Genomic DNA, 17,713 nt, shown 5'->3' on the forward strand with positions numbered 1-17,713 from the left:
CAGCGTGTATCCCCTCCGGGTGATATGATTTTCCATATTAATCACCAGTCGTTTCCATGGCAGGCTGATGATTTCCTTTGGTGCGTCGTTAAAATACTATCGTCATGAGCTAAACTCGTGGCTTTGGTAATCGCAGGCAGTCAGGGTAGTGCTCTCTACGGGAGCTGCTGAAAATTTGACGGTATGCAATAGATGAGGCAGGAAACCACGAACCCGATCGTACTGCCCCACCATTTCATTATGGAAGTTATCGTCTGAGGGACGGACAATTTCACGGACAAGCGCGATGATGTCGGCCAGTTTTAGCCTTGGGATGTGGCTGAACACCTCAGCCCGGATTGATTCGTCCGGTGTTTATTCTTTCAGCAGGTACGAACACGCGTTGCCGAGCGCCAGTGCTGATTTATCCAGATCCTTCAGCGAACAGAGCCGTTTTTTCTGCCCAATCTTTCTGGCGTCACGGATGATTACAGCCAACATGGCATCCAGAACGTCCAGTGCATTATCCAGCCCCAGCGTCTCCCATGCATGGACTTTTCTGTTTAAAGAGTCATCTTCCCAGAGCGTGCGAAGTATCACTGCGGGCATAGTACTGCGTGGAGCACCGGAAGGAAGTGTCATGGCAGATTCATCGTACTGCACCCGTTCATGGGCTCCAAAAGGCTGGGTAACTGAATTCAGGAGCAATAAGGTTCAATTGGTTAATATCTAATTTTTATCAAAAGTAAAAAATTTTAAGCGGTACCATTCATAGACGTATCGATTAAATATCCTATTCAAGCGTTATGGTGCTAACACCAATAAAAAGCAGCCTGCAGCTTCAACCAGACTGCTAATTTTTTATATTCAGAAAAAAATCATGGCAGCGCTTCAGGAAGGAACCAATAACGCCAATCGGGACGATATATCTGCCTCAGCCTATTGAGATTATGTTGCCCCTCTTTAAAGTTTTGCCAAAATATATACATATTTACATTTTCATTAAGGCTGAGATCATACATCCACATATAGGATATAGGTTGTAAATCCTCTATCGTCAATCCAGCCTCTGCAACTGCAGAACGAAATCTGTGCCGTGAAACACCGGATAACTCGCCATTATAACCGCTCACTGCAGTCAGGAATGCACGATCGAGGTCTAAATGCTGGGAAGGATGATAATGCGGACCAGGGTTAACCACAGCCATACTTTGTGCATTTTTGACCAAATCAACATCGAATATTTTATTGATATTCAATGGTAATTGATTGATGTTTCTCTGCATTGTTTTAGATGTTAGCGCCAGATTATCAATATCCTTTCCGGGTATGCTCTTGATGATTTTCTCAAGAGCCACAGAGGGAAGTTGCTCCAGTGCCGATTTACCGGCTTCTGGAGCCATCAATACTACCCCATGCCTGCGCGCCCTGCCGCCGGCATGCTGCAGCCGATGTTGCCAGCGGCCTACAAAGCGACCGGTACGAGCCACAGCCTTACCAGCACGGGGGACCATAGCGGCCCCGGCAGAGGCAAGACCGGTACCGAATGCCACCCAGCCCAGGATATTCATTGCCTTTTTATCCCCTGTGGCCAGCGCCACGGTCGCTCCCACCTCGGCAGCCAGCGAGACAACATCCAGCGCAAGACCGGCGGTCAGGGCGAGGCCTGATGCGGTGGACATGGCCGCCGCCAGGCTGCCTGTCGCAGCAACAGCGGCGGCCCCGAGCAGGGCTCCACCGGTCACCACCGTGCCCACCACAGCGCCGACAATGCCCAGGGCGGCCCCGAGCCAGTCAAGCCAGCTGTTGCCCGTCGGGTCAATACGGTTAACCGGGTCCCCGCCACAGTAGGCATAGCGGTTAAGACCGCCAGCCCCGAAAGGACTCAGGGGGTCGGCGGAGAGGAAGCGGCGCAGGCGTGGGCTGTAGAGGCGGTTACCGAGCCGGTACAGGTCGTGGTTCTCACGGACTTCGCCGGCAAAGGCGGTACGTCCGGTGGCGCCGCCGGGGCGGCGGGTGCCCCAGGCCCCGTAGACGGGGAGGGCGGTGCGGAGACCGGCCTCCGCAGTGACGGAGCCCTGGGGGTCTGTGCCGTACAGCAGGGTCTGTCTCCAGACAGCTGGGGCAGGAAAGTTGCAACTGACTATATTCATTATTACCTCTTAATGAAGAAATGATTACTTAACGGTATCATGCTAAGAATAACTAAATAACCGCCATATCTAGAGCGTGTGCAGTCCGTGAACTAAAATATAATACATCACAGACAATACCTTCTCTTTAGAAAGAAAACCCTTCATAGGCTGTTGTAAAATATGGTTTATCTATCTAAACCTTCTTGATTAAATAATTGACTCGGCAAGTATTGATGATTTTTATTTGTTGACGGACGTAATCAATTTATTGCAAAGGGCTTTTTGTTGTCAGCCAGAAGTACTCCTGCTCATTGCTTGACAAATAATAAAATACTGCCTGAGCCACTGTTCCGCCGCGTATTAACTTTTGATCAACTAAACGTTGTGCATGATATTCAAGTATGTACGCTGTAGAGACGAATTGCCGTCCTTCAACAGTCGTATTAATACTATGAACGCGACCTCCAGCGCGGAGCTTAGCAAACCTTTCTGCAACATAAGGACTGGCAGTGTACGACTGAATTGCTCCTCCTGAACCCGATTGCCGTCCACTGTGTAGTAGGGCAAGAACCATCCTGTCATCACGACTTTCATCCCCGGCAGTAACGATGCTTAAAGGCATTGAATCTCCCCGATAAAGATACTCCGGAACAGGAGCTAAAGCTGTATTGCGGAGCCTTGTCCTGTATGCAGGGTAATCCATTTTCTTGACTCCAAATCTTCTGAAGCCTTCTTCTATTGCACATAATCTATCTGAAGTAATACGATTAATCTCCAGCTCTGGTTGTCGTAAAAGTTTACCAGGTCTACCACCGGCATGCTGCAGCCGATGTTGCCAGCGGCCTACAAAGCGACCGGTACGAGCCACAGCCTTACCAGCACGGGGGACCATAGCGGCCCCGGCAGAGGCAAGACCGGTACCGAATGCCACCCAGCCCAGGATATTCATTGCCTTTTTATCCCCTGTGGCCAGCGCCACGGTCGCTCCCACCTCGGCAGCCAGCGAGACAACATCCAGCGCAAGACCGGCGGTCAGGGCGAGGCCTGATGCGGTGGACATGGCCGCCGCCAGGCTGCCTGTCGCAGCAACAGCGGCGGCCCCGAGCAGGGCTCCACCGGTCACCACCGTGCCCACCACAGCGCCGACAATGCCCAGGGCGGCCCCGAGCCAGTCAAGCCAGCTGTTGCCCGTCGGGTCAATACGGTTAACCGGGTCCCCGCCACAGTAGGCATAGCGGTTAAGACCGCCAGCCCCGAAAGGACTCAGGGGGTCGGCGGAGAGGAAGCGGCGCAGGCGTGGGCTGTAGAGGCGGTTACCGAGCCGGTACAGGTCGTGGTTCTCACGGACTTCGCCGGCAAAGGCGGTACGTCCGGTGGCGCCGCCGGGGCGGCGGGTGCCCCAGGCCCCGTAGACGGGGAGGGCGGTGCGGAGACCGGCCTCCGCAGTGACGGAGCCCTGGGGGTCTGTGCCGTACAGCAGGGTCTGTCGTGAACGCAGAGCCGGTCCCGGCATAATAGGAACTTGGGTGATATAATTATGCATATCCATTATTTGCTCTGTTAAAAAGGCGGAATAACCCACATTACCAGAAACGCAGGTTATTCAATATAAAGAATCAGACCTTCAGGTTATTCTTCAGTGTGAAGCTCATTTTCTGCATCAACCATAAAACTTTCCCCTATAGTCATTTCCCCACACCTAATAAATCGGGTGCTTTTATCACCCCTCATTTCACAGCGAAGTTTGCCATCTTTATAATATCTATAAACATGACTATCTCCTTCAGTTACCCTGTACGCTTTTCCATCAGGTCCATATTCGTATTCAGTGCATTGTGTTTCATCATCACTCTGGATACGGCTTAGCAGACCAAGGTTATCATAATAAAAATTGAGTCCGTCACCATCATTTGTCACATTACCCTCTTCGTCATAACGCAGAATGAGAGGAGAGTTATGCCCCGGATAACCCGTCCGGCTGTTCTCAACACAAATCAGTTTTACAGGATCAGCAGAATCGTAGCCATAGGTGGTGACATTTACCGTATTATCCAGGAATTCAGTGGTGACCGTTAATAAATTATCCAGTGCATCATATACAAACTCTTGTTTTTGATAAAGTGAGCCTTGTTCATTGAGGCCACTCTGCATCATCAAAAGCAAGAATACTGTGTCATACAAGACGCCCACGCATATCATATTCCATTGTCTCCTCGCGCAGGATATTTCCGGCACTATCCTCCAGGCGTTTTGATACGAGCTTATTGTCCGCTCTGTACATAAAGAATACAGAGCGTGTGGTATCGCCGGCAAGCGTACTAATTACCCAGGTTTGCTGCGCTGGCCTGCCAAATTCGTCATAAGCAGTAAAGGTCGTAATTCGGTTACCGTTATCAGCAGAAATTACCGTACGCTCCTTTTCGCGTCCCAGGCTGTCGTAAAAAAGATTAACTTCGACATCTGTATCCTTTTGACTGACTAAACGACCAAGCTGGTCATACAGATAAGTTGTAGTCACGCCATCTTGAGCCTTAATCCATGATGGAATAGTCTTGTATTCCAATATTCTGCTTCAACATTGAATTATACCTTTGCTAAAGAATTAAAATAAACGTCATACGGAGTATGGTCCATTGCACAAATTCATATGAGTATGCGCAGCAGAAGTCATAAATGATAAATTAACTTGACCTGAAGTGATTGATAACACAAGCGAAATAACCACTTTGATTACATAAGTAAAAAGCACCTGAAGAGACAGGTGCCTGAAAATAATCACCATTTAAAAGGAACGATATTTCTTACGCCGGTCTTATCGATCTTAATGCCGACAGGATGACCGTTTCCATAAATATCATATAAATAAAGCTTTTCTTGATAATTACGTACTGCACCGCCATATGGTTCATTAACAAGAACTAAATCCACCTTCACAAAAACTCCGCCTATGATCACCTTACCCTTTTCAGGGCGACCAACTCTGTTGAAATGGTATCTGGTAAATTCGTCAGTGCTCATAACATCATGTTCACCATTATATGTTATATATTTCGGCCAGTTATGCTTATATTGTTCCTCTCCCGGCTGACCAACATACGTGTACATTAATTCAACACCGTCATTTTTGCCAGCGTCATTATATAAAGAAAAGTACGTATGGTATCCGGGATAGTTTAAGGCAAGGTTAAAATCAATAATCATCCCATTTACAGGTTCACAATACAACTTTCCTTCGTAGAAAAAACTAAATTTTGCATCATGCACTAACTGATTTCTAAGTACATCTTCACCACCAACTTCAAGCAATTCACAATAACAGGAGATATCAAAATTTTTCAGCTGTACCGGGATGACGGTTACAAAGCTATTAAATTTCCCCTGGCCGTCACCGGACGGATCCCCTTCCGGTGCTTCGCGACTGTTCGTCGTAACAGTAATGGACCCATCCGGGCTGGTAATCTTAGCTGCAAAAGTTCGATTAATTCCGGATGGTGCTGAACATGATAAAAAAAGCTTGGTAACAGGACTCATTTTTACAAGGTCTGGTTCAGCGGCACGTTCAACAGAAACAGGCAGATCGCGTAAGATAACTCCGGTTGCTGACAATTCTTTAGGGATATCTTCTTCATTAGGAATTTTATAGGAATTCTCTTCAGTATTTTCTGTTGCTGATAGTCCGATATAAGAAAGAATATCGTGGTTCCATTCATAGCCACGATGAGTGAAAGAGCTGTACCAGTTACCCGTGAAACCATTACCGTGCGGAATTTCTTCTCCAGTATGATAATCAATTAAGCGAATATATGAAAGGGCTTCAGGGTTTAAAAGTACCTCCTTTCCACTGGCATCCAGTGCACGAACATCAATTTCAAATGTTAATTGCTGACGCCCATTGTTGAATAACTTAACGGAACCATCAAATTCTGGCTGATGAACATGCCGAATTTTGAATTTATCAATCTGGGCCCAGGATGTTGCTGCATTGGGAGAGTTATTAAATTGTTCCATAAATCCTCACATATGATTGTGGTAAAAATTAGTCTGAAATAATAATTTCGTTTCGTTGATCGGCAACGAATAAGATTTTTAGCTTATGCGTAGTGCCATGAATGTCAGTAACGCTAAGTAAACATGGTCCGCCAAAACCAGAAGGATAATCGCCTTGCCTGATGTCATTCCGCCCGCACATAACGATCATGCATTTATTGGGGTCTGTATAACTTTTTGTTAATTCAGGAAGTGGCTGACTGCCTGTCGGGACCTGATTTTCGTCTGAATTCCACTGAATGAGGGTTTCGCCAGGACTGGCGAAACCAATGAAACAGGGGGTGCGGTCATCAACATCAGGTGTTTGCCAGTGGATCATACCCGCAGGATCCGCATCAAGTTTACGCAATGCGAGCTGGCGGGAGCCATCCGGTGAGAGAGAAAGAAAAATACCCTGATTGAAAATAGCCGCCTGTGGGATATCAGTCGAATCAATGATGTCAACAGGCGATCCCAGTAAAAAACGAGAAGCGTCGTAATAAACTGGTGGATGTACGTTAATCTCTGGTGTCAGCGGTAAGGGGAACACAGGAGTCATAGGTTCACCAGAAGAATCAAACGACTCACCGTTAGTAATAAAAACCTTTCCATTATCGCCAGTAACTTTAACAGCAATTTTAAGAGGTGATGCATAGGGGTCATTGCAGGAAAGATAAAAATCAAAAACCTCACCTCCGGCCATAGTGCCCTGACTATTTGATTTTACACCCGTAACTGAAGCTTGATAGTAGTCAAAACGAATATCACGTATCCGGGAAGCTTTCCATCCAAGCTCATTGTATTTATCAAAGGGGATAACTGTTTCTTTATCATAGTAATCGACAAGACATAATTTGTCTTTTTCAGATCCCGTTAGTTTAACAGGGTCCTTTCCGACGCGGGCTTCCACATAAAAGCGGACCAGAACCTGCTGGTTCCCATTACCTGTAACATGTGGATTAGAAATAGTTACTTCAGGCCGATCAATTACCCAGGTCTGATTACTATTATTAAAATCACTATTTAACACATGTTCTCCTTTAAATTATAAAAAAACTAAAGCCACATACAGATTGAAATAATGATGTTCTATCGGACACCATTCATTACTCTAAAAACTGGCATTGTAAGAATTTAAAAAACAACCCTCCCAAACCAAATTATTCTTAAAAAATAAAAATGATAGCGCATGGCTATTAAAGACTCACAACCATCTAAAGCAGGGTAATTATTGGTATTTCAGGTTGATTTATTTCCTTAGAGCTTGACCCAGAAGTTTCGCATATTTTTAATCAGTGATTGATTAGGCATCTAAAATAAATTGAAGACTTTCCTTTATAATTACTTTCAACATAAACAATGATTGGAACTAAAGAATTATTAAATAAATATGTTTTTAATCCGGTGAATCAATTTAAAATTCAGTATAGAAACCCTCTAACTCTCTAATAATCAGAAGTGAGGGCATCATGGAGTAAGTGCAGCAATTGCTCTGTTTGTATGTTGCGTTCTTAACTTAAGCCCATTAAATCCGCCATTAATACGCCGCGTCAGACCGCTAATATCATTCCTGTCAGCAAAGTAGTTACAATTATTGTTTTTCCAGAACCAGCCCGCAGAACATGCAGCGTTAATAGGATCTAAGAGTAGTTCTGGTTTTTCCTCAAGATCGAGTCCCAAATCTTCGCCACATGCAATATAATTCCAGCGAAAAGTTAATTGCTTTAGCCCTCGCCCACGATATTTCCAGCCATCTCCATTAGCATTGTTACCGTATCTGTTACCATAAACAATATCTTCCTCACCCTTTATCGGGGATGTACCTTTCGTAAAAAAATGATGGGTTATTGAGCGTTGTAAAACTAAGGCAGTGCATCCGGATGAAACCAGTTCCATCTTAGCCTCTCTGTACGACTCCTTGACCGAATTTCTTCAAAATCAAGAGTCCTGTAAAGGAATTGATTATCATGACTAAATGCCTTTGCGTGAATATACCCCGGCGGAGCCATATATTTATTAACAGATATGCTTGCAGGTGGTATGCCTTGCTCCATTAGCATCGCCTGCAACCTTCCTGCATGTACACCTTGCGTCTGGCCAAGCAGGGCCTTCTGCGCACGCAGGGTGTGATAATCTTGTTCAAAATGTAGCCGCGGATTACTGGTATACCCTACGCGGACTGGATTCTTAATCACCTCCGGGTTAAAAATCCGATTTATCGTTATTGGTGGGATATTATTTGCGACTTTGCTGGCCATCGTTGAGGATGTTGCTGCCAGATTTGCCATGTCCCTGCCGGGAAGGTTTTCAAGGATTTTCCGGAAAGCCACAGAGGGAAGTTGCTCCAGTGCCGAATTACCGGCTTCTGGAGCCATCAATACTACCCCATGCCTGCGCGCCCTGCCGCCGGCATGCTGCAGCCGATGTTGCCAGCGGCCTACAAAGCGACCGGTACGAGCCACAGCCTTACCAGCACGGGGGACCATAGCGGCCCCGGCAGAGGCAAGACCGGTACCGAATGCCACCCAGCCCAGGATATTCATTGCCTTTTTATCCCCTGTGGCCAGCGCCACGGTCGCTCCCACCTCGGCAGCCAGCGAGACAACATCCAGCGCAAGACCGGCGGTCAGGGCGAGGCCTGATGCGGTGGACATGGCCGCCGCCAGGCTGCCTGTCGCAGCAACAGCGGCGGCCCCGAGCAGGGCTCCACCGGTCACCACCGTGCCCACCACAGCGCCGACAATGCCCAGGGCGGCCCCGAGCCAGTCAAGCCAGCTGTTGCCCGTCGGGTCAATACGGTTAACCGGGTCCCCGCCACAGTAGGCATAGCGGTTAAGACCGCCAGCCCCGAAAGGACTCAGGGGGTCGGCGGAGAGGAAGCGGCGCAGGCGTGGGCTGTAGAGGCGGTTACCGAGCCGGTACAGGTCGTGGTTCTCACGGACTTCGCCGGCAAAGGCGGTACGTCCGGTGGCGCCGCCGGGGCGGCGGGTGCCCCAGGCCCCGTAGACGGGGAGGGCGGTGCGGAGACCGGCCTCCGCAGTGACGGAGCCCTGGGGGTCTGTGCCGTACAGCAGGGTCTGTCGTGAACGCAGAGCCGGTCCCGGCATAATAGGAATTATAATTTTTCTATGCATCTTTTAATCCTTGCTTAATATCATATTATGCCATGAATAGCACAAAGGAATTCGACTTTTTTACTAATCCAGTAACTCAGTTGCGGAAGCACATCATGATTAAAGCACTTCAATTAGAATTGATAAATATATAGCACTCTGGCGGTTTTATAAAACACCACAATTTAAAGCATGGGTGTATTGTTTGCTTCTATTTTCTGGCCACTATCTCAATATACTAAAATTTGGCGGCCAGAACCCTAATTTACGAGGATTGATAATTTCATTTTCTGGATACACATATTGTGGCCCAAAAGTAATTAAAGGTGAAAGCATTAAGGCGATGACGCACATTCTCGGCATAATGTTTTGTTATAAAAGTGAAATCGCATAATGGTCTGGAATTAATGTCTGGTCTAATTAATCCTGCTAATGTGAGCTTAAACTTTTAAACGAGCAGTAAATCTCTGGGGTAGTCGCCCCTACCTCTTGCGAAAAAAATTCAAAAACCCAAAGCATCCTGCGCGTCTGTTTTCTCGATTAATCGCCTCCGCCCCTAGCCTCTGAAGCCTTTCAAGCTGAACACTGTTAAGCCGTTCTAATGGGTTTGGAGTTTTTTCATACCAGAATTCGAAAAAATTGTCCATAACTGCATTTGTATCCGTTTCATTATCAAAATTTATAAAGCGAAGTGAATTTTTATCAACTTTCACTTCAGGAACATACGAACTGTTAGAGGCCTTAACCTGTACTGCTGTTATATTTTGGATATCGTTTTTATTTGCTGATGCAGCAAGCACGACAGGAGATGAGGAATTACTGTCTGCTGCGACAAGGGCGTATTTATTTGCATTCAAATAACTATCTGTCAGAAACAGATCCTTTGTGAAGCCGCTTTCAATGATTTTAGCCGCATTGTTCTGACTGGTACCATGGTAACCAATACGTACTATATTTTCGGACGTACCAGGGCTTTGATGCAAACTTTCAGAAAATGCTTTTCTGCGCGTCCTGCCGCCGGCATGCTGCAGCCGATGTTGCCAGCGGCCCACAAAGCGACCGGTACGAGCCACAGCCTTACCAGCACGGGGGACCATAGCGGCCCCGGCAGAGGCAAGACCGGTACCGAATGCCACCCAGCCCAGGATATTCATTGCCTTTTTATCCCCTGTGGCCAGCGCCACGGTCGCTCCCACCTCGGCAGCCAGCGAGACAACATCCAGCGCAAGACCGGCGGTCAGGGCGAGGCCTGATGCGGTGGACATGGCCGCCGCCAGGCTGCCTGTCGCAGCAACAGCGGCGGCCCCGAGCAGGGCTCCACCGGTCACCACCGTGCCCACCACAGCGCCGACAATGCCCAGGGCGGCCCCGAGCCAGTCAAGCCAGCTGTTGCCCGTCGGGTCAATACGGTTAACCGGGTCCCCGCCACAGTAGGCATAGCGGTTAAGACCGCCAGCCCCGAAAGGACTCAGGGGGTCGGCGGAGAGGAAGCGGCGCAGGCGTGGGCTGTAGAGGCGGTTACCGAGCCGGTACAGGTCGTGGTTCTCACGGACTTCGCCGGCAAAGGCGGTACGTCCGGTGGCGCCGCCGGGGCGGCGGGTGCCCCAGGCCCCGTAGACGGGGAGGGCGGTGCGGAGACCGGCCTCCGCAGTGACGGAGCCCTGGGGGTCTGTGCCGTACAGCAGGGTCTGTCGTGAACGCAGAGCCGGTCCCGGCATAATAGGAACTTGGGTGATATAATTATGCATATCCATTATTTCCTCTGTTAAAAAGGCGGAATAACCCACATTACCAGAAACGCAGGTTATTCAATATAAAGAATCAGACCTTCAGGTTATTCTTCAGTGTGAAGCTCATTTTCTGCATCAACCATAAAACTTTCCCCTATAGTCATTTCCCCACACCTAATAAATCGGGTGCTTTTATCACCCCTCATTTCACAGCGAAGTTTGCCATCTTTATAATATCTATAAACATGACTATCTCCTTCAGCTACCCTGCACGCTTTTCCATCAGGTCCATATTCGTATTCAGTGCATTGTGTTTCATCATCACTCTGGATACGGCTTAGCAGACCAAGGTTATCATAATAAAAATTGAGTCCGTCACCATCATTTGTCACATTACCCTCTTCGTCATAACGCAGAATGAGAGGAGAGTTATGCCCCGGATAACCCGCCCGGCTGTTCTCAACACAAATCAGTTTTACAGGATCAGCAGAATCGTAGCCATAGGTGGTGACATTTACCGTATTATCCAGGAATTCAGTGGTGACCGTTAATAAATTATCCAGTGCATCATATACAAACTCTTGTTTTTGATAAAGTGAGCCTTGTTCATCTTGAGGCCACTCTGCATCATCAAAAGCAAGAATACTGTGGCATACAAGACGCCCACGCATATCATATTCCATTTTCTCCTCGCGCAGGATATTTCCGGCACTATCCTCCAGGCGTTTTGATACGAGCTTATTGTCTGCTCTGTACATAAAGAATACAGAGCGTGTGGTATCGCCGGCAAGCGTACTAATTACCCAGGTTTGCTGCGCCGGCCTGCCAAATTCGTCATAAGCAGTAAAGGTCGTAATTCGGTTACCGTTATCAGCAGAAATTACCGTACGCTCCTTTTCGCGTCCCAGGCTGTCGTAAAAAAGATTAACTTCGACATCTGTATCCTTTTGACTGACTAAACGACCAAGCTGGTCATACAGATAAGTTGTAGTCACGCCATCCTGAGCCTTAATCTGCATGAGCCGTCCGCCTGGCGTTACTGTCTGTGTAACCTGCCGTTTCTGGTCACCGATAATAGCATGATCGGCATGCATCACATTCCCCAGCAAATCATATGTCAGTTTTACAGCCCCCCCGCTGGTCTGAGTTTTAATCAGGCGGCCAGTTAAGGGATGATACTGGTTTTCTACATAAGGCTGGTTATCATTACCTGAAGAAAGCGTTAATGGGGCTTCACCCAGTGCGGATTCCCAAACCATTTTCAATTCGGATCCGTCAGCACGAATAGTACTGGCCGGGCTCATTTGTACATCTTCATAGATATTGTAACTGACTGAGCCACCCACCTCCTCCGTAAGCACGCGTCCCAGACCATCGTAGACACGACGGCCCAGCATGACTGGTTCACTTCCCAGTGAAGCATGCTGCACATAAATAGCTTCCGGATAGTCGTCGCTAAGGTGTGGCGGGTAACTCCGTTTTACTAAAGTTTTATCCGGAAGAACGCTCTCAATGAGGCGATCTTCATCATCCCAGCGCTGGAGAGTAATTTGTCCGCATGCGTCAGTTAAGCTCAGACAACGACCCAGTCCGTCATAAGTCCAGCTCATCTCATTTGCCGGATGACGAAGACGTTTGCAGTCACGTTTGCCTCTCTCAGTACGCAGCGTTGTTCCATCGGCGCTTTTTTCTGTGAGGGTATAGGCTGTTTCTTCTCCGTTAGGATCCTCAAGCCAGGCCAGAGTACTGACGACAACCTGACCATTCTTTAGGGTGAATTCTGTTTCCTGAACAGCGCAGACACCGTCAGGTCGAATTTCACGCCGGATTTCACCTAGACTGTTATATTCATAACTCGTTTTTAAATGCAGTGGGTCAATACCCGGCATCCCCGGATCGACCTCAGTTTCCGCAATAACTTGGCCAAGCGAATTATATTCACTCGTTTTAACTATTACCGGTACACCATCATGTCCCGGAGCGTCAAGTACAACGGGGCGTCCCAGACTGTCAAATCGGGTGTAATATACGAGGCCCGTAGGATCTGTTGTTTGCTGCCAGGCTTCCCCTTTCTGCATCTGGTATTTCCACGACGTTATGGCTTCAAACTCAGTTCCTGGCATTGAATTTATAGAGACCTTACGACCGAGTGCGTCGTAGCTAATGCGGGTCTCCGTATTATTCAACCCCACAGTGCTTAAGGTCAGGCCAGTCTGTAATTGCCGGGTTTCAGATGTGGTTACACAGATCCCGTCATGAGTGGTCAGAGTGGTATAAGTATTCAGTTCTCCGGCAACACGATCCAGGACATAGCGGTATTCTCGCTTGGCAGTATGACCATTTCGGGTTGATCGCTCTTCCAGTAAACTTCCATGCTGCTCCCCCCCGTCGGTATAAAAATATTGCTTATTCTCTTCAATAAGCCTTGTTGTCCCATTCTCTGTAGCCCAGACAGTTTCGCCACTGGCCTGGATATAATACTCTGTCTTATGGGCATAGCCTGTACGTTGTTGAATACCTTCGCGCAACGGAACGCGGGTATAAACATAGTTTGTCTGACGAACGGGGCCACCTCGTTCATCAGGCATCAGTGTAAGCGATTTGAGTCGGTGGACCTTACCGTGCGGATCTGGAGGACACAGCTCTGTACCAGCCGGACAGCTTGCACCGGCAGGCGGATAATATTCTCTTGCAACGGTTTGACCACTTGCGCTGTCGTAACGTGTTTTAAGATTACCATACTCATCATAGGTGGTTGTAACCTCTGTGATTAATACGGTTTCGGGAGCACTGGTCATCCATTGTCGCGTCATAACCGTGCGGGGTAACTGGCAATAGGGTAGCTGGGCTTCAAATGGCTGAGTCACATCGTCGTGATAGGTTGTTAAAACTTCATGTACATAATCAGTATAGCTCGACGTCTCACGGGTGATCAGATGAAAGCGGTTGTATTGACGTTCAGTAATGCATAGCGGGTTATCGTCACTGTCATATAGCGTTTCAGTAGAGCCGTAAATAAAATCCTCGCGGCCAGTCCAGTGAAGCAGATTATCTTCACTGTCGCGCCAGTTGCTGATTGCCGGATAACCATAGTAGTTTGAATTACCGTTCAGATTATACTGGAACTGACTTTCATGGACTTTTCTGTTTAAAGAGTCATCTTCCCAGAGCGTGCGAAGTATCACTGCGGGCATAGTACTGCGTGGAGCACCGGAAGGAAGTGTCATGGCAGATTCATCGTACTGCACCCGTTCATGGGCTCCAAAAGGCTGGGTAACTGAATTCAGGAGCAATAAGCTTGGTGACGATGTGGTTTCATAAGTGAAATTCCATTCAACTTCTTCATGCGCTTTAACCTGATATGCGTTATAAGTCTGAAGAGTGGGTAGTGAGATGCGGACGAGGCGCTCATTTTCACAATGAAACAACATCTGGGTGGCATAACTAGTGTTTGGGTGCAGCGTCAGAGACGAAACGAAATCATAATCCACGTTCAGGAGAGCGGTTTTATTATCATCATAAATAGAAATCAGCCTGATATCGTCTGTACCGAAAGACTGCCATTCCATGAAAATGCTGCTGCCATCTGTGCCAATGAGGTTTGTTGTGACTAAGCGGCTTCCTCCATCAGGCGCTTCAAGGATCTCGATTATTCCTGAACTGTAATGTGAAATAACGGCCCGATACGGGTTCTCAACAATCAATGAAAACGAGTCAAGTTTACGATCGGGAAAAGTACATTCCTCGCCCTGAGTCCAGGGGTCAATACGGAAACGCTCGCCTGAAGAAAGCTGCAGAAGATTTGCAGACAAATCCAGACTGGTAACAGATAATCCCCAGCCAACGCCAAAACCTGTGTTACGGTTGTTCAGTGCACTAAATGAAAGGGAGACTACAGAGCCAGGTCCACGCAGACAATTACCTTCACCAACAGGCAGAGAAATTGATGCAGAGTAAAGTCCCGTACGCGGGTCAACACCAGCCTCAATACTGCTGAGAAAATTTTGTGCAGTCGAATGTACGGCCCCTGTATCCATGATGGAATAGTCTTGTATTCCAATATTCTGCTTCAACATTGAATTATACCTTTGCTAAAGAATTAAAATAAACGTCATACGGAGTATGGTCCATTGCACAAATTCATATGAGTATGCGCAGCAGAAGTCATAAATGATAAATTAACTTGACCTGAAGTGATTGATAACACAAGCGAAATAACCACTTTGATTACATAAGTAAAAAGCACCTGAAGAGACAGGTGCCTGAAAATAATCACCATTTAAAAGGAACGATATTTCTTACGCCGGTCTTATCGATCTTAATGCCGACAGGATGACCGTTTCCATAAATATCATATAAATAAAGCTTTTCTTGATAATTACGTACTGCACCGCCATATGGTTCATTAACAAGAACATAATCCACCTTCACAAAAACTCCGCCTATGATCACCTTACCCTTTTCAGGGCGACCAACTCTGTTGAAATGGTATCTGGTAAATTCGTCAGTGCTCATAACATCATGATCACCATTATATGTTAAATATTTCGGCCAGTTATGCTTATATTGTTCCTCTCCCGGCTGACCAACATACGTGTACATTAATTCAATACGGTCATCTTTGCCAGCGTCATTATATAAAGAAAAGTACGTATGGTATCCGGGATAGTTTAAGGCAAGGTTAAAATCAATAATCATCCCATTTACAGGTTCACAATACAACTTTCCTTCGTAGAAAGAAATAAATGTTGAATCATGCACTAACTGATTGTTAAGTACATCTTCACCACCAACTTCAAGCAATTCACAATAACAGGAGATATCAAAATTTTTCAGCTGTACCGGGATGACGGTTACAAAGCTATTAAATTTCCCCTGGCCGTCACCGGACGGATCCCCTTCCGGTGCTTCGCGACTGTTCGTCGTAACAGTAATGGACCCATCCGGGCTGGTAATCTTAGCTGCAAAAGTTCGATTAATTCCGGATGGTGCTGAACATGATAAAAAAAACTTGGTAACAGGACTCATTTTTACAAGGTCTGGTTCAGCGGCACGTTCAACAGAAACAGGCAGATCGCGTAAGATAACTCCGGTTGCTGACAATTCTTTAGGGATATCTTCTTCATTAGGAATTTTATAGGAATTCTCTTCAGTATTTTCTGTTGCTGATAGTCCGATATAAGAAAACATATCGTGGTTCCATTCATAGCCACGATGAGTGAAAGAGCTGTACCAGTTACCCGTGAAACCATTACCGTGCGGAATTTCTTCTCCAGTATGATAATCAATTAAGCGAATATATGAAAGGGCTTCAGGGTTTAAAAGCACCTCCTTTCCACTGGCATCCAGTGCACGAACATCAATTTCAAATGTTAATTGCTGACGCCCATTGTTGAATAACTTAACGGAACCATCAAATTCTGGCTGATGAACATGCCGAATTTTGAATTTATCAATCTGGGCCCAGGATGTTGCTGCATTGGGAGAGTTATTAAATTGTTCCATAAATCCTCACATATGATTGTGGTAAAAATTAGTCTGAAATAATAATTTCGTTTCGTTGACCGGCAACGAATAAGATTTTTAGCTTATGCGTAGTGCCATGAATGTCAGTAACGCTAAGTAAACATGGTCCGCCAAAACCAGAAGGATAATCGCCTTGCCTGATGTCATTCCGCCCGCACATAACGATCATGCATTTATTGGGGTCTGTATAACTTTTTGTTAGTTCAGGAAGTGGCTGACTGCCTGTCGGGACCTGATTTTCGTCTGAATTCCACTGAATGAGGGTTTCGCCAGGACTGGCGAAACCAATGAAACAGGGGGTGCGGTCATCAACATCAGGTGTTTGCCAGTGGATCATACCCGCAGGATCCGCATCAAGTTTACGCAATGCGAGCTGGCGGGAGCCATCCGGTGAGAGAGAAAGAAAAATACCCTGATTGAAAATAGCCGCCTGTGGGATATCAGTCGAATCAATGATGTCAACAGGCGATCCCAGTAAAAAACGAGAAGCGTCGTAATAAACTGGTGGATGTACGTTAATCTCTGGTGTCAGCGGTAAGGGGAACACAGGAGTCATAGGTTCACCAGAAGAATCAAACGACTCACCGTTAGTAATAAAAACCTTTCCATTATCGCCAGTAACTTTAACAGCAATTTTAAGAGGTGATGCATAGGGGTCATTGCAGGAAAGATAAAAATCAAAAACCTCACCTCCGGCCATAGTGCCCTGACTATTTGATTTTACACCCGTAACTGAAGCTTGATAGTAGTCAAAACGAATATCACGTATCCGGGAAGCTTTCCATCCAAGCTCATTGTATTTATCAAAGGGGATAACTGTTTCTTTATCATAGTAATCGACAAGACATAATTTGTCTTTTTCAGATCCCGTTAGTTTAACAGGGTCCTTTCCGACGCGGGCTTCCACATAAAAGCGGACCAGAACCTGCTGGTTCCCATTACCTGTAACATGTGGATTAGAAATAGTTACTTCAGGCCGATCAATTACCCAGGTCTGATTACTATTATTAAAATCACTATTTAACACATGTTCTCCTTTAAATTATAAAAAAACTAAAGCCACATACAGATTGAAATAATGATGTTCTATCGGACACCATTCATTACTCTAAAAACTGGCATTGTAAGAATTTAAAATACAACCCTCCCAAACCAAATTATTCTTAAAAAATAAAAATGATAGCGCATGGCTATTAAAGACTCA

General features: G+C 46.6%; 13 protein-coding genes. All 13 read right to left on the reverse strand.

Going from position 1 to position 17,713, the window contains the following annotated elements:
• Window positions 1-354 precede the first annotated feature (354 nt).
• The 13 genes from J2Y91_RS23155 to J2Y91_RS22265 all read right to left on the reverse strand — a co-directional run bounded on the left by J2Y91_RS23155 (window position 355) and on the right by J2Y91_RS22265 (window position 17,536).
• Window positions 355-621 (reverse strand): hypothetical protein, encoded by a 267-nt coding sequence (locus J2Y91_RS23155; RefSeq protein WP_413449709.1) that lies wholly within the window; start codon window positions 619-621, stop codon window positions 355-357.
• A gap of 236 nt (window positions 622-857) precedes the next feature.
• The gene (locus tag J2Y91_RS22210; protein WP_133625153.1) at window positions 858-2,132 is read right to left on the reverse strand and encodes an RHS repeat-associated core domain-containing protein; all 1,275 of its coding nucleotides are present in this window, start codon (window positions 2,130-2,132) and stop codon (window positions 858-860) included.
• A gap of 247 nt (window positions 2,133-2,379) precedes the next feature.
• Window positions 2,380-3,663, reverse strand: coding sequence for an RHS repeat-associated core domain-containing protein (locus tag J2Y91_RS22215; RefSeq protein WP_133625152.1), 1,284 nt, complete (start codon window positions 3,661-3,663; stop codon window positions 2,380-2,382).
• 80 nt (window positions 3,664-3,743) lie between these two features.
• The gene (locus J2Y91_RS22220; RefSeq protein ID WP_133625151.1) at window positions 3,744-4,304 is read right to left on the reverse strand and encodes a hypothetical protein; all 561 of its coding nucleotides are present in this window, start codon (window positions 4,302-4,304) and stop codon (window positions 3,744-3,746) included.
• Window positions 4,288-4,677 carry a hypothetical protein gene (locus tag J2Y91_RS22225; protein WP_166643219.1) on the reverse strand — a complete coding sequence of 130 codons (390 nt, stop codon included), beginning with the start codon at window positions 4,675-4,677 and terminating at the stop codon, window positions 4,288-4,290. Before J2Y91_RS22225 ends, J2Y91_RS22220 begins: the two co-directional genes overlap by 17 nt.
• A gap of 212 nt (window positions 4,678-4,889) precedes the next feature.
• Entirely contained in the window at window positions 4,890-6,122 is a 1,233-nt protein-coding gene (locus tag J2Y91_RS22230) for a hypothetical protein (RefSeq protein WP_253539671.1), read from the reverse strand.
• 28 nt (window positions 6,123-6,150) lie between these two features.
• Window positions 6,151-7,170 (reverse strand): hypothetical protein, encoded by a 1,020-nt coding sequence (locus J2Y91_RS22235; protein ID WP_253539673.1) that lies wholly within the window; start codon window positions 7,168-7,170, stop codon window positions 6,151-6,153.
• 437 nt (window positions 7,171-7,607) lie between these two features.
• Window positions 7,608-8,036 carry a glycoside hydrolase family 19 protein gene (locus tag J2Y91_RS22240; RefSeq protein WP_133625147.1) on the reverse strand — a complete coding sequence of 143 codons (429 nt, stop codon included), beginning with the start codon at window positions 8,034-8,036 and terminating at the stop codon, window positions 7,608-7,610.
• Entirely contained in the window at window positions 8,003-9,274 is a 1,272-nt protein-coding gene (locus J2Y91_RS22245; protein ID WP_133625146.1) for an RHS repeat-associated core domain-containing protein, read from the reverse strand. The genes J2Y91_RS22240 and J2Y91_RS22245 overlap by 34 nt, the downstream gene beginning before the upstream one ends.
• 461 nt (window positions 9,275-9,735) lie before the next feature.
• On the reverse strand, window positions 9,736-11,007 hold the full coding sequence (locus J2Y91_RS22250; protein ID WP_133625145.1) for an RHS repeat-associated core domain-containing protein: 1,272 nt from the start codon (window positions 11,005-11,007) through the stop codon (window positions 9,736-9,738).
• A gap of 80 nt (window positions 11,008-11,087) precedes the next feature.
• Window positions 11,088-15,059: an RHS repeat protein gene (locus J2Y91_RS22255; RefSeq protein WP_133625144.1), complete on the reverse strand. Its 3,972-nt coding sequence runs from the start codon at window positions 15,057-15,059 to the stop codon at window positions 11,088-11,090.
• 196 nt (window positions 15,060-15,255) lie between these two features.
• Window positions 15,256-16,488 carry a hypothetical protein gene (locus tag J2Y91_RS22260; protein ID WP_253539676.1) on the reverse strand — a complete coding sequence of 411 codons (1,233 nt, stop codon included), beginning with the start codon at window positions 16,486-16,488 and terminating at the stop codon, window positions 15,256-15,258.
• Between the two features lie 28 nt (window positions 16,489-16,516).
• Entirely contained in the window at window positions 16,517-17,536 is a 1,020-nt protein-coding gene (locus tag J2Y91_RS22265; protein WP_133625148.1) for a hypothetical protein, read from the reverse strand.
• Between the last annotated feature and the right edge of the window lie 177 nt (window positions 17,537-17,713).

This window comes from Erwinia aphidicola, assembly GCF_024169515.1.
GTDB lineage: Bacteria > Pseudomonadota > Gammaproteobacteria > Enterobacterales > Enterobacteriaceae > Erwinia > Erwinia aphidicola.

What these genes read in the sequence shown, in the direction of transcription:
- J2Y91_RS23155 (WP_413449709.1), bottom strand. Translation starts at nt 621, where the DNA reads ATGACACTTCCTTCCGGTGCTCCACGCAGTACTATGCCCGCAGTGATA.
- J2Y91_RS22210 (WP_133625153.1), bottom strand. Translation starts at nt 2,132, where the DNA reads ATGAATATAGTCAGTTGCAACTTTCCTGCCCCAGCTGTCTGGAGACAG.
- J2Y91_RS22215 (WP_133625152.1), bottom strand. Translation starts at nt 3,663, where the DNA reads ATGGATATGCATAATTATATCACCCAAGTTCCTATTATGCCGGGACCG.
- J2Y91_RS22230 (WP_253539671.1), bottom strand. Translation starts at nt 6,122, where the DNA reads ATGGAACAATTTAATAACTCTCCCAATGCAGCAACATCCTGGGCCCAG.
- J2Y91_RS22240 (WP_133625147.1), bottom strand. Translation starts at nt 8,036, where the DNA reads ATGGAACTGGTTTCATCCGGATGCACTGCCTTAGTTTTACAACGCTCA.
- J2Y91_RS22245 (WP_133625146.1), bottom strand. Translation starts at nt 9,274, where the DNA reads ATGCATAGAAAAATTATAATTCCTATTATGCCGGGACCGGCTCTGCGT.
- J2Y91_RS22250 (WP_133625145.1), bottom strand. Translation starts at nt 11,007, where the DNA reads ATGGATATGCATAATTATATCACCCAAGTTCCTATTATGCCGGGACCG.
- J2Y91_RS22255 (WP_133625144.1), bottom strand. Translation starts at nt 15,059, where the DNA reads ATGTTGAAGCAGAATATTGGAATACAAGACTATTCCATCATGGATACA.
- J2Y91_RS22260 (WP_253539676.1), bottom strand. Translation starts at nt 16,488, where the DNA reads ATGGAACAATTTAATAACTCTCCCAATGCAGCAACATCCTGGGCCCAG.